The following is a 12165-nucleotide window of genomic DNA, read 5'->3' as shown; positions in this document are numbered from 1 at the left end:
CCTCCACAATTAAGCTGATCTGTCGTACTTGAGTTTGTACTATGAGTAGTAAACCGCAGGTCAAGCCTGTGTCCCATGCCAGGAAACGTTCATGAACGGTCCTACGATCGGTCCATGACCTCAGTACTGCTCGCCGAGGACGACACGTCCATCTCCGAGCCTCTCGCCCGCGCGCTGCGCCGCGAGGGGTACAGCGTCGAAGTGAGCCCCGACGGACCGCAGGCCCTGGAGCGGGCCCTGGGCGGGGGCGTCGACCTCATCGTGCTCGACCTCGGCCTGCCCGAGCTGGACGGCCTGGAGGTGGCCCGCCGGGTCCGCTCCGAGGGGCACGGGGTGCCCATCCTGATCCTCACCGCCCGCGCGGACGAGGTGGACACCGTCGTCGGCCTCGACGCCGGCGCCGACGACTACGTCACCAAGCCGTTCCGGCTCGCCGAACTGCTCGCCCGGGTGCGCGCGCTGCTGCGCCGGGGCAGCACCGAGACGCCGATAGTGCAGGGCGTCCGCATCGACGCCGAGTCCCGCCGGGCGTGGATGGGCGAGACCGAGCTCCAGCTCACCACCAAGGAGTTCGATCTCCTGCGGGTGCTCGTCCGCGACGCGGGCAAGGTGGTCACCCGCGAGCAGATCATGCGCGAGGTCTGGGACACCAACTGGTGGGGCTCCACCAAGACGCTCGACATGCACATCTCCTGGCTGCGCCGCAAACTGGGAGACGACGCCGCGAGCCCCCGCTACATCACCACGGTCCGCGGGGTCGGCTTCCGGTTCGAGCGGGGGGACTGACGACGCACGGCCACGAGTTCTCGGCCAGAGCGGGCGGGCCCGCCGCGGCGCGGAACGGCCGGGGGAGGAAGCGATGAGGCGCCGGATCCTGCTGTCGACGCTGGGCGTGGCGGTGACGGCGATCCTGTTGCTCGGGATCCCGCTGGCCTGGGTCGTCAGCAAACTGATCTACGACGACGCCAAGCAGAGCCTGAACATCACCGCGGCGGGACTGATCAAGGAGGTCGAGGTCCCGCTCGGTCGAGGTGAGCGGCCGGATCCCGGGCAGATCGCCCGGGCCTATCCCCATCTGTACATCGAGATCAGGCTGCCGGACGGCTCCACCGAGACGGCGGGCAGGGCGATCCCGGGCGAGACGATGAGCGCCACGAGCACGACCGACGACATCACCGTCACCGTCCACCGGGCGTACGCCGAGGTCAGGGACGAGGTTCTGCGACAGCTCCTGCTGATCGCCAGCCTCATCCTGCTCGGCGTGGCCATCGCGACGGTGCTGGCGATCCTGCTGGCCAGACGGCTGACCCTGCCGTTGGTCGACCTCGTGGAGACCGCGGAACGGCTCGGCACCGGCAACGCGCGGCCGCGCCGCCGCAGGTACGGCATCCCCGAGGTCGACACGGTGGCGGAGGTGCTGGACACCAGCGCCGTCCGGATCGCCGATCTGCTGGCGTCCAGCCGGGAGTTCGCCTCCGACGCCAGCCACCAGCTCCGCACGCCGCTCACCGCGCTGACGATGCGGCTGGAGGAGATGGTCGAGGCCGCCGACTACCCGGATGTGGTCCGCGAGGAGGGCCAGGCCGCCCTCGCCCAGGCGGAGCGGCTGGTGGCGGTGGTCGAGCAGCTGCTGGCCCGGGCCAAGCACGACCGGACGGGCCAGGCCGTACCGACCGCGATCGACCTCGTGATCGAGCAGCAGATCGAGGAGTGGCGGCCGATCTTCGCCAGGGAGGGCCGCGCGATCCATCTGGAGGGCGACGCCGACCTCGTGTCGGTCGTCACGCCGAGCTGCCTGTCGCAGATCCTCGCGACGCTGCTGGACAACTCGCTCATGCACGGCTCCGGAACCGTCACCCTCGCGACCCGGCTCACCCGTCAGAACGTCGTGGTGGAGGTGGGCGACGAAGGGCCGGGGGTCGCCCCGGAGCTGGCCAAGAAGATCTTCGAGCGGAGCGTCAGCGGGGCCGGCGGCACCGGCCTCGGGCTGTACCTGGCGCGCTCACTCGCCGCGGTCGACGGCGGCAGGTTGGAGCTGGTCCAGGCCCGGCCCGCGGTCTTCGCGTTCTTCATGCGGCGGCGGGAGGAGGCCCGCCTGGCGCACGAGAGGGTCGTCAGCGGACCGGTCTGATCGGGGCCGCGTACCCCAGGGGAGCCCCAGAGGGACCCTGGACGGGTTGCGCGGCCAGATCGGTGCTCGGGAGCGTCAGGGGGGCCTCGGCCGACTGAGACGTGGCAGAGGGGCCGGGCACGAAGACCCAGCGCCGGTAGGACCAGAAGCGGAAGACCGTCGCCGCCCCGGTGCCGAGCACCATCGCCACGTTGTCGGCGATCTTGCCGTTGTAGCCGAGCCCGTAGTGGCTCGCGACGATGAACAGCTGCGTGATCACCAGGCCCACGCCGTTCAGCCCGAAGAACAGCACGTACTCACGCCGCAGCCCGCTGCGCTCACGGTGCTGGAAGGTCCAGTGCCGGTTCGCGAAGTACGAGAACGTCGTCGCGATCACGGTGGCGACCGTGATCGAGGTGACCGGGCCGATCTCCAGGTGCCGGAACAGGTTGAACAGCAGCGTCGTGATGACGAACGCGATCGCCCCGACACTGCCGAACTTGGCGAACTCGCGTGCGATGGCGCGCAGCCATCCACGCAAGGTTCCGGTGATCCCGCGGATGCTCACGAAACTGTCAATCCTTCCGGTGCGGAGCCCGCCCCCGTCGCCGGGAGGGACCGGTCAGAGGCTGTCGCGCAGCTTCGCGCCCTTTGCCTTCGCCTGACCGTAGAGATCCTGCTGGAACTCCAGCATCTTTCGCTGGAGTTCGGCGTCGCCGGTGGACAGTATCCGAACGGCGAGCAGTCCCGCATTGCGCGCGGCTCCCACGGCGACCGTCGCCACGGGCACGCCCGCCGGCATCTGGACGATCGACAGGAGCGAGTCCATGCCGTCCAGGTACTTCAACGGTACCGGTACGCCGACCACCGGGAGCGTGGTCACGCTGGCGAGCATGCCGGGCAGGTGGGCAGCGCCGCCGGCCCCCGCGATGATCACCTTGAGGCCCCGGGCGGCCGCCTCGGTGCCGTACTCGATCATGTCGAGCGGCATCCGGTGCGCCGAGATGACGTCGGCCTCGAACGGCACCCCGAACTCGGTCAGGGCGTCGGCCGCGGCCTTCATCACCGGCCAGTCCGAGTCGCTGCCCATGACCACCCCGACCAGGGGCTTCACGTCCGCCACGCCCTACTTCCCCTCTTCCGGGTAGACCAGTCCTGGGTCGCGCAGGTAGAGAGCCGCATGTTCGGCCCTTGCCCGCAACCTCGGAAGATCATCCCCCGAGACGTTCACATGTCCGATCTTCCGGCCGGGCCGGACGCCCTTGCCGTAAAAGTGGATCTTCATCCCCGGGTCGTGCGCCATGACGTGCTCGTAGCGCTCGAAGATGTCCGGGTCCTCGCCGCCGAGGAGGTTGCCCATGACCGTCCAGGCGGCGTTGCCGTCGGTGTCGCCCAAGGGCAGGTCGAGGACCGCGCGCAGGTGCTGCTCGAACTGGGTGGTGCGGGCGCCGTCGGTGGTCCAGTGGCCCGAGTTGTGCGGACGCATGGCCAGTTCGTTGACGACCACGCCGTCCGCGGTCTCGAACAGCTCGACCGCGAGCAGGCCGGTGACGCCGAGCTCCTCGGCGATCCCGAGCGCGAGCTTCTGGGCGAACGCCGCGGTCTCGGGGTCCAGCCCCTCCGCGGGCGCGACGACCTCGACGCAGATCCCGTCCTCCTGGACCGTCTCCACCACGGGGTAGGCGGCGCCCTGGCCGTGCGGGGAGCGCGCGACGAGCGCGGCGAGCTCCCGCCGGAAGGCGACCTTCTCCTCGGCCATCAGCGCGGTGCCGCTGGCGATCACTTCCGCGGCCTCGGCGGCGGAGCCCACGACCCACACGCCCTTGCCGTCGTAGCCGCCGCGTGTGGCCTTCAGCACCACGGGCCAGCCGTGCTTTTCGCCGAACGCCGTGACATCGTCGGTCGAGTGGACCGCCGCGTACGCGGGGCAGGGCGCGCCGAGCGCCGACAGCCTCTCGCGCATGACCAGCTTGTCCTGGGCGTGCAGCAGCGCCGCCGCACCGGGCCGGCAGACGACGCCCGCGGCCTCCAGCGCCTGGATGAGCTCGCCGGGCACGTGCTCGTGGTCCCACGTGACCACGTCGCAGCCCTCGGCGAAGGACATGAGATCCTCCAGGGACGTGTGGGACCCGAGCCGGACATCCGCGCACACCTGTGCCGCGGACTCCTCCGGGTCCCCCGCGAGGACCCGCAACCGCACACCCAGCGCGATCGCGGCCTGCTGCGTCATCCGGGCGAGCTGACCGCCGCCCACCATCCCGACAACCGGCATCTGACCTGGACTTCTCACACCGAGCAGCTTAGTGGGGCGAACACATGATGTTTGACGGCGGACCGACGATCATCGGGCATAGGGGACTTGGCGGGGGTGAGGGGGAGAACACCCTCGCGTCGCTGCTGGGGGCGGTCGAGGCGGGGTTGTCCTGGGTGGAGATCGATGTTCAGCGGACGGCCGATGATCGACTGGTCCTCGCGCACGACCCGGTCGCCGAGGACGGGACCTTTCACGTCGACGCCCTGGCCGGGGACCGGCTGACCTTGGAGGAGGTCTTCGCGGCCCTGCCGCCCGAGGTGGGCGTGGACGTGGACGTCAAGACCGTCTTGGAAGACGCCCTGGACCCGCGGACGGCCCCCCTCCTCAAGGACGTGCTCAAGGAGGAGGCCCGGCGGCGGCCCCTGGTCGTCACCAGCTTCGACCCGTCCGTGCTGCTGGCCTTGGACGGCACGGGGATCCCCCGGGGGCTGCTCACCTGGCTGTGGTTCCCGATCGGCCACGCGATCGCGTCGGCGTCCGGGCTCGGCCTGGAGGGCATCGCCCTGCACACCGCCTCTTGCGACCCGACCCCTAAGGCGCGGCCTTTCGCCGACTGCGTGGACATCGCCCACAAGGCCGGCCTTGAAGTCATCGTCTGGACCCCCAAGCCGGACGCCCTTGAGGGCTACCTTCCGGCCGACGCCCTGGTCGTCGACGACGTCCCGGGCACCCTGCGCGCGCTGGGCCGCTGACGCCGGGCCCCGCCGGGTCCTCATCGACGCGGCGGGGCCGGCCCCGGAGGGAGTCAGTCCCGCGGCGCGTTGGTGTACGCCCGCAGGTCGCCCCGGTACGACCACCCGGTGACGAGGACGTGCTCGGTGCCGGGCAGGGCGGCCACGTTCCAGCCGCCCCAGATGTCCATGGCTGCGGGCACCGGGGTCCAGACGCCGTCGGCGAAGGAGTAGAGGGCGTTCTCACCGGTCGAGGTGGAGATCGTCCGCGGGGCGAAGAACCTGCCCTGGCCGTCCTTCGCGAGGGGCAGGGCGGTGCCGGGCGTGGTGAGCCACGCCGAGCCCGTCCAGTGCAGGAGGGTTTTCGGGGCGGTCTTCAGGCCGTCGGCGAGCAGCCACGGGCCGTCGACGTCCGTCGTGGCCCAGGGGGCGTTGTAGAAGCTCGGCCAGAGGTCGGACCGCGTGTAGCCCTCGGGGTAGGCGACGGTCGTCCAGGCCGTGCCGTCCCAGAGAGCGAGCCCGGCGTCGGTGGCGACCCAGCCCGCGGCAGGGCCGGTCGGCTGGAAGGTGTGCTTCCCGGTGCCGGCGGGGAGCGCGAGGGACGTCCAGGCCGACCCGTCCCAGTGCCGGACCCAGGTGCTCCCGTCGGCGCCCGAGCCCGACGCCCACGCCTCGCCCGAGTCGTAGGACTCGATCGCCTTGATCGTCGAGCCGAGGTCGTACCCGGTCCACCCCGGACCGTCCACGAACCGGTAGGCCTGGGTGCCCTCGGTCATCCACAGCCCCCCGGAATCGGCCGACAGGTGCCGCAGGTAGCCGGGCGCGCTGGTGTTCGTGGGCCCGTTGACCTGGACGAACTCGGTCCCGTTCCAGGTCCCGATGTAGGCGTAGCGCTGCCTGGCCGCGCCGTTCCCCGGGTCGTAGATGATCGTGCCGAGCGCCCAGACCTTCCCGCCGCTCACCTCCAGCTCGTCCAGGGTCCCCTCCTCGGGGATCCCCTCCGGGTGGTGGGCCTTCCACTGCCGTCCCGTCCACTGCTGGAGGACCGGTCGCGGCTCCCGCTGCCACAGCACGTTCGGCGGCAGCGGTGGGTCCCACGGCCCTATCTGGATCGTCTTCCGCCCCTGGTACCCGACCGCCCACACCTCCCTGGCCCCGACCGCCGCGACATCGCTGAACCCCCGCTCCGGCGCGGTGAACACCGGCGCCTGATTCCGCCACCCCTCCTCCGCCCCGGCCGCCCCCGGCACACCGACCAGGCAGACCCCGACCACGACCGCCGCCGAAACACTCCGGATGACGCGCAAGTGCCTCTCCTCTCACGAAGGTGAGGACCAGAACCAGGCCGACACTCGGCCCCCTGATCCGCCGTTCCCCCACCCTCAAAGAACCGCCCGCCGACGTCTTGTCCCATCCATGACAATTCCCGCCCACGAATTCCCCTCGCCGCTGGACACCCTGCCCATTTCGTAAATCGACAATTCCCAGAAATTTGTCCACCCACCGCCCCCCACCAGCACCGACAATTCCCCTGCGATCCCCAAAGGATCATCCTCCGCAATGGGCGGCCATGCCAGGACGCCTGAAGAGCCGGTGTTCTCGCTGGACCGGGCGCGGGCTTTGCGGGATGGCCGACCGTGCCGCCCCAGGAGGTCGATGGCCCGCCGAAGCGGCCTGGACGTGGGAAAGGGGGCCTCTCCGAACTGGAGAGGCCCCCTTTGAATGTGCCGCGCCGGCTATTTGAGGAGCTGGCGGGCCATGACCATGCGCTGGATCTGGTTGGTGCCCTCGTAGATCTGGGTGATCTTGGCGTCGCGCATCATGCGTTCGACGGGGAAATCGGAGGTGTAGCCGTAGCCGCCGAGGAGCTGGACGGCGTCGGTGGTGACGTCCATGGCGACGTCGGAGGCCAGGCATTTGCAGGCCGAGGAGACGAAGGTGAGGTCCGGGACGGTCTCGCCGTGCATGGCGCGTTCGGACTTGATGGCCGCGTGGTAGGTGAGCTGGCGGGCGGCCTCAAGGCGCATGGCCATGTCGGCGATCATGAACTGGACGCCCTGGAAGTCGCCGATGGCCTTGCCGAACTGCTTGCGCTCCTTGACGTACCCGATCGCGTAGTCGAGGGCGCCCTGGGCGAGGCCGAGCGCCTGGGCGGCGATGGTGATGCGGGTGTGGTCGAGGGTCGCCAGCGCGGTCTTGAATCCGGTGCCCTCGGCGCCGATCATGCGCGAGGCCGGGATCCGGACGTCCTCCAGGATCACCTGACGAGTGGGTGAACCTTTGATGCCGAGTTTCCGCTCCTTCGGCCCGAAGGACACGCCCGGGTCTGCCTTCTCCACGACGAACGCGGAGATCCCACGGGCCCCGGCCGACGCGTCCGTCACGGCCATGACCGTGTAGTACTCCGACACACCGGCGTTCGTGATCCACATCTTGGCGCCGTTGAGGACGTAGTGGTCGCCGTCGCGGACGGCACGGGTCTTCATGCCCGCGGCGTCGGACCCCGCTTCCGCCTCCGAGAGCGCGTACGAGAACATGGCTTCGCCCTGGGCCACAGGGGCCAGGTAACGTTTCTTCAGTTCTTCGGAGCCGGACAAGAGCACGGGGACCGTGCCGAGCTTGTTGACGGCGGGAATGAGAGAGGATGAGCCGCACGCGCGGGCGACCTCCTCGATCACGATCACCGTGGCGAGCGCGTCCGCCCCGTTGCCTCCGTAGGCCTCGGGGACGTGGACGGCCTGAAGGTCGTTCTCCCTGAGGGCGTCCAGCGCCTCCTGGGGGAACCGCGCCTGCTCGTCGACCTCCGCCGCGAACGGGGCGATCTTGGCGTCGGCGAGTTCGCGTACGGTCCGCCGCAGGAGCTCGTGCTCCTCGGTCGGTGCGTAGGCGGGGAAGTCGCTGCTCATAAAAGCATGCTACCCGTCGGTAAATTTCTTAAGGAGAAGGTCGGTGGCTCTGAAGCTCACGGTCATCGGTGCCGGGTACCTCGGCACGACGCATGCCGCGTGCATGGCCGATTTGGGGTACGAAGTACTGGCGCTCGATGTCCTGCCCGACCGGGTGGATCGGCTCGCGGCGGGGGATCTCCCGTTCTACGAGCCCGGCCTGCCCGAGGTGCTCCAGCGGAACCTGGCGTCCGGACGACTGAGGTTCACCACCTCCTACGCGGAGATCGCCGAATTCGGTGACGTGCACTTCGTCTGCGTGGGCACGCCCCAGCAGAAGGGCGACTACGCCGCGGACGTGTCCCACCTCGACGCCGCGTTCTCCGCGCTCGCGCCCCTGCTGACCCGCGAGTGCCTCATCGTGGGCAAGTCGACGGTCCCGGTGGGCACCGCGGACAGGCTCGCCGCCAAACTCGCCGACCTCGCTCCTTCCCCGGACGTGGCGCTGGCGTGGAACCCCGAGTTCCTGCGCGAGGGCTTCGCCGTCCAGGACACCCTGCACCCCGACCGGATCGTCGTCGGCGTGCGGTCCGCGCGGGCCGAGGAGGTCCTGCGCGAGGTCTACACGCACCAGATCGCCGAGGGCATCCCTTTCCTCACCGTGGACTTCCCGACGGCCGAACTCGTCAAGGTCTCGGCGAACGCGTTCCTCGCGACCAAGATCTCCTTCATCAACGCGATGGCCGAGGTATGCGAGGCCACAGGCGCCGACGTGACGATGCTGTCCAAGGCCCTCGCCTTCGACGACCGGATCGGCGCCAAGTTCCTCGGTCCCGGCCTCGGCTTCGGCGGCGGCTGCCTGCCCAAGGACATCCGCGCGTTCATGGCCCGCGCCGACGAGCTGGGCGTCGACCAGGCCCTGTCGTTCCTGCGCGAGGTCGACGCGATCAACATCCGCCGCCGCCTCCGGATGGTCGATCTCGCCCGCGCCCTGCTGAACGGATCGTTCCAGGGCCGCAAGGTCTGCGTGCTCGGCGCCGCGTTCAAGCCGAACTCCGACGACGTCCGTGACTCGCCGGCCCTCGACGTCGCCGCGGCGATCAGGGAGGAGGGCGCCGACGTCACCGTCTACGACCCTCAGGCGCTCGACAACGCCCGCAAGGTCCAGCCGACCCTCAGCTTCGGGGCCTCCGCCCTGGAGGCCGCCCAGGGCAGCGACATCGTCCTGCTGCTCACCGAGTGGCAGGAGTTCCGGGACCTCGACCCCGAGATGCTCGGCTCCCTCGTCGCCGCCCGCAACGTGGTCGACGGCCGCAACGCCCTCGACGCCGAGGTCTGGCGGGCCGCGGGCTGGACGTACAAGGCGCTCGGCCGCCCGTGAACGAGCGGAAAAGGACCGGACGCCCGAGGCGTCCGGTCCTTTTGTCAGTAGGGGCCTTGTTTAGTAGGGGCCGGGGGGTCAGTCCTTGGTGATGCCGAGGCCGGGCGGGCTGGTCAGGAAGCCGAGCCCCCAGGAGATGTGCATCGTCGCGTAGACGAACGGCAGGAGCAGCTTCGCCTTCACCGGCAGTCCCTGGGCGGTCATGACGGTCCCGCCGACCGGGATCGCCAGGAAGTAGCCGACCGGCAGGATCCACCCGGGCCAGAACCCGAACAGCCCTGCGACGGTCCCGGCCAAGATCCCGAGGACGGCCAGGGGAGGCGCCAGGTAGCGCAAGTTCAGCGTGCCCTGGTGCTCGCGGCCGACGACCCGCCGCCACCGCCCGGTGTAGAAGAACTGGGTGGCCAGCGTCTTCAGGTTGGGCCGTGGCCGGTAGGTGACCCGCATCTCGGGCGTGAACCAGATCTTGCCGCCGGACTGGCGGATCCGATGGTTCATCTCCCAGTCCTGGGCCCGGACGAAGGTCTCGTCGTACCCGCCGACCCGTTCCAGCGCGCTGCGCCGGAACGTGCCGAGGTAGACGGTCTCGACTTCGCCCGCCTCGCCGCCGGTGTGGAACCTGGCGTTCCCGACCCCGAATTTCGAGGTCATCGCACGGGCGACGGCCTTCTCGAAGGCGGTGACGCCCTGGGCGTCCATCAGTCCGCCGACGTTGTCGGCGCCGTGGGAGTCCATGGTCTGGACGGCGATGCGGACATAGTTCGCGGGCAGCAGTGAGTGCCCGTCGACCCGGACGATGATCGAGTACTGGGACGCCTTGATCGCGATGTTCAGCCCGTTGGGGGTGCGCCCCGTGGGGTTGCGCGTGACGACGATCCGGGGATCGGTCTGCGCGAGGGCCGCGGCGATCCTGTCGGTCTTGTCCCGGGAGGGGCCGAGCGCGAGGACCAGCTCCAGCTCACCGGGGTAGTCCTGGGCCATGATGTGGCGCACGGCGTCGGCGAGGTGGCGTTCCTCATTGAGCACCGGCATGACGACGGACACGGCGGGCCACGTAGTGCGCGGCTCGCCGTCAGCGTGGAGAGGCAGATTCATGACGGCGCCACGGTAACGTATCCAGCCAGGTCCACAGGCCAGTATGGGCGGTCCTTTCGCCCAACGGGGTCGAAGGCGGCACGATCAACGGGCGGCGCCGTCGGGTGGGAAGACGCGTGTGGAGGGGGCTTCGCATGGCCGACGACGACCCGGTCGAGCAGTTCTTCCGCCCGCGCCCCGCGGGCGCGGAAGGCCCCGGCGGCCCGGTGGCCGACGACAGCGGCAGCTGGGACGCGGTCGCGGTGGACGACGACCGAGCCCAGAAGGTCGCGGTCGCGCCGCCCCGCTCCGGTGGCCGTCGCGCCCGCGGCGCGGTCTCCGCGAGGGCCGCCGTGCGCCGGCGCCGCCTCGTGGCGGTCACCGCGGCCGCCTCGGCCCTGGTCCTCGCCGGATCCGGCGCCGGATGGGCGTTCCAGGAGTACTTCAAGGGCAAGGTCCAGACCCTCGACCTCGACATGGCGGGCGGCGCGCCGCGCGGCGCCATGAACATCCTGCTCGCCGGGGTCGACAAGCGCGACGGCATGAGCGCCAAGGACATCAAGCGCCTGCACCTGGGCAAAGAGGCCGGGGCCCGCTCCGACACCATGATGATGGTGCACGTCTCGGCGGACCACGACGAGGTCACGATCGTCAGCCTTCCGCGCGACACCCTCGTCACGATCCCCGCGCACAAGGACGGCGACGGCAAGCGGATCGGCGCCCAGCAGGGCAAGCTCACCTGGGCCTACGCGTTCGGCGGCGCCCAGCTGATGAAGGACACCGTCGAGGACGCCACCGGCATGCGGGTCGACCACTACGTCGAGGTCGACTTCGCCGGGTTCCTCAAGGTCGTCGACGCCGTCGGGGGCGTCCAGATCTGCACCCCGCAGCCGATCGACGACAAGGCGAGCGGCCTCAAGCTCACCGCGGGCACCCACCACGTCGACGGCGCGACCGCGCTGGCGTTCGCCCGGGTCCGGCACGGACTCGGCGAGGACATCGGCCGGATGCAGCGCCAGCAGGAGTTCCTGTCCGCGCTGCTCAGCACCGTGCTGGGCAAGCTCAAGGACCCGGGCAGCGGCCCCAAGGTGCTCGGCGCGCTGCTGGAGTCGGTGCGGGTCGACTCCGACCTCAAGAAGAACCTCGACGCCTATGCCGGGCAGTTCAAGGACGTCTCCCTCGGCAATGTCCGCTTCGCCAAGGTCCCGCTGGACGATCCGGCCGGGACGGCCCAGCTCGGCGGGGTCACCCAGTCCGTCGTGATCTGGGACGACACCGCGGCAGACCGGATGTTCCAGCGGATCGACGACGACGAGCCCGCGGTCGAACCCGTGGTCACCCCGACCTCGACGGCCAAGCCGCTGACCGTCGCGCCGAAGGACGTCAGCGTGGTCGTCCGCAACGGCGTCGGCACCGTCGGGCTGGCGCGCAACGCCACGGACGGACTGGTCAAGGCCGGGTTCCGGGCTTCGTGGGTGATCGGGGTGGTGCAGCGCAAGGACACCAGGTCCACGGTGATCCGGTACGGGCCCGCGCGCGCCGATTCGGCCCGCACCCTGGCCGCCTCGATCCCGTTCGCCAAGCTCCAGAAGGTCGAGGCGCTGGGCACGGGGCTCGAAGTCGTCGTCGGATCGGCCTGGGCCAAGCCCAAGGAGGTCGAGATCCCCGGCGCCGAGGCGGCGAAGGTCGAGACCCGCACCGCCTCCGACAACCTCTGCAAGGCCTGAGGC

At 70.3% G+C, this 12165-nt stretch carries 11 protein-coding genes; 5 read left to right on the top strand and 6 right to left on the bottom strand.

Annotation, left to right across the window (positions count from 1 at the left end; genetic code table 11):
- The first annotated feature begins 114 nt into the window (after positions 1–114).
- Both EDD29_RS38360 and EDD29_RS38355 read left to right on the top strand, forming a co-directional pair.
- Positions 115–786 carry a response regulator transcription factor gene (locus tag EDD29_RS38360; RefSeq protein ID WP_123669083.1) on the top strand — a complete coding sequence of 224 codons (672 nt, stop codon included), beginning with the start codon at positions 115–117 and terminating at the stop codon, positions 784–786.
- Between the two features lie 73 nt (positions 787–859).
- Complete coding sequence (locus EDD29_RS38355; protein ID WP_123669082.1) at positions 860–2131, top strand: ATP-binding protein; 1272 nt, start codon at positions 860–862, stop codon at positions 2129–2131.
- On the opposite strand, the gene EDD29_RS38350 is transcribed toward EDD29_RS38355, so the two are convergent.
- From EDD29_RS38350 to EDD29_RS38340, 3 genes are read right to left on the bottom strand one after another with little or no spacing between them, the layout of a single operon-like run.
- Positions 2115–2678, bottom strand: a complete 564-nt coding sequence (locus EDD29_RS38350; protein WP_246053217.1) for a GtrA family protein — start codon at positions 2676–2678, stop codon at positions 2115–2117. The two genes, EDD29_RS38355 and EDD29_RS38350, sit on opposite strands and share 17 nt — an antisense overlap.
- Before the next feature lie 54 nt (positions 2679–2732).
- On the bottom strand, positions 2733–3200 hold the full coding sequence (purE, locus tag EDD29_RS38345; RefSeq protein WP_123670947.1) for a 5-(carboxyamino)imidazole ribonucleotide mutase: 468 nt from the start codon (positions 3198–3200) through the stop codon (positions 2733–2735).
- Between the two features lie 36 nt (positions 3201–3236).
- Complete coding sequence (locus tag EDD29_RS38340; RefSeq protein WP_123669081.1) at positions 3237–4382, bottom strand: 5-(carboxyamino)imidazole ribonucleotide synthase; 1146 nt, start codon at positions 4380–4382, stop codon at positions 3237–3239.
- Between the two features lie 44 nt (positions 4383–4426).
- Between EDD29_RS38340 and EDD29_RS38335 the strand changes: the two genes are divergently transcribed.
- Positions 4427–5116, top strand: a complete 690-nt coding sequence (locus EDD29_RS38335) for a glycerophosphodiester phosphodiesterase (protein WP_123669080.1) — start codon at positions 4427–4429, stop codon at positions 5114–5116.
- A 53-nt stretch (positions 5117–5169) separates the two neighbouring features.
- On the opposite strand, the gene EDD29_RS38330 is transcribed toward EDD29_RS38335, so the two are convergent.
- Together EDD29_RS38330 and EDD29_RS38325 are read right to left on the bottom strand one after the other, a co-directional pair.
- Complete coding sequence (locus tag EDD29_RS38330; RefSeq protein WP_123669079.1) at positions 5170–6402, bottom strand: hypothetical protein; 1233 nt, start codon at positions 6400–6402, stop codon at positions 5170–5172.
- 429 nt (positions 6403–6831) lie between these two features.
- On the bottom strand, positions 6832–8001 hold the full coding sequence (locus tag EDD29_RS38325) for an acyl-CoA dehydrogenase (protein ID WP_123669078.1): 1170 nt from the start codon (positions 7999–8001) through the stop codon (positions 6832–6834).
- Between the two features lie 43 nt (positions 8002–8044).
- Here EDD29_RS38325 and EDD29_RS38320 point away from each other — a divergent pair, with 43 nt between their 5' ends.
- On the top strand, positions 8045–9361 hold the full coding sequence (locus tag EDD29_RS38320) for a UDP-glucose dehydrogenase family protein (protein ID WP_123669077.1): 1317 nt from the start codon (positions 8045–8047) through the stop codon (positions 9359–9361).
- Between the two features lie 78 nt (positions 9362–9439).
- On the opposite strand, the gene EDD29_RS38315 is transcribed toward EDD29_RS38320, so the two are convergent.
- Positions 9440–10456: a glycosyltransferase family 2 protein gene (locus tag EDD29_RS38315; RefSeq protein WP_123669076.1), complete on the bottom strand. Its 1017-nt coding sequence runs from the start codon at positions 10454–10456 to the stop codon at positions 9440–9442.
- A 134-nt stretch (positions 10457–10590) separates the two neighbouring features.
- Between EDD29_RS38315 and EDD29_RS38310 the strand changes: the two genes are divergently transcribed.
- Positions 10591–12162: an LCP family protein gene (locus EDD29_RS38310; RefSeq protein ID WP_123669075.1), complete on the top strand. Its 1572-nt coding sequence runs from the start codon at positions 10591–10593 to the stop codon at positions 12160–12162.
- The last annotated feature ends 3 nt before the right edge of the window (positions 12163–12165 follow it).

This window comes from Actinocorallia herbida (assembly GCF_003751225.1).
Lineage (GTDB): Bacteria > Actinomycetota > Actinomycetes > Streptosporangiales > Streptosporangiaceae > Actinocorallia > Actinocorallia herbida.
Note: the sequence above shows the minus strand (reverse complement) of the source record. Positions and strands in the feature narration are given on the sequence as shown.

What these genes read in the sequence shown, in the direction of transcription:
- EDD29_RS38360 (WP_123669083.1), top strand. Translation starts at nt 115, where the DNA reads ATGACCTCAGTACTGCTCGCCGAGGACGACACGTCCATCTCCGAGCCT.
- EDD29_RS38355 (WP_123669082.1), top strand. Translation starts at nt 860, where the DNA reads ATGAGGCGCCGGATCCTGCTGTCGACGCTGGGCGTGGCGGTGACGGCG.
- purE (WP_123670947.1), bottom strand. Translation starts at nt 3,200, where the DNA reads ATGGGCAGCGACTCGGACTGGCCGGTGATGAAGGCCGCGGCCGACGCC.
- EDD29_RS38340 (WP_123669081.1), bottom strand. Translation starts at nt 4,382, where the DNA reads ATGCCGGTTGTCGGGATGGTGGGCGGCGGTCAGCTCGCCCGGATGACG.
- EDD29_RS38335 (WP_123669080.1), top strand. Translation starts at nt 4,427, where the DNA reads ATGATGTTTGACGGCGGACCGACGATCATCGGGCATAGGGGACTTGGC.
- EDD29_RS38325 (WP_123669078.1), bottom strand. Translation starts at nt 8,001, where the DNA reads ATGAGCAGCGACTTCCCCGCCTACGCACCGACCGAGGAGCACGAGCTC.
- EDD29_RS38315 (WP_123669076.1), bottom strand. Translation starts at nt 10,456, where the DNA reads ATGAATCTGCCTCTCCACGCTGACGGCGAGCCGCGCACTACGTGGCCC.
- EDD29_RS38310 (WP_123669075.1), top strand. Translation starts at nt 10,591, where the DNA reads ATGGCCGACGACGACCCGGTCGAGCAGTTCTTCCGCCCGCGCCCCGCG.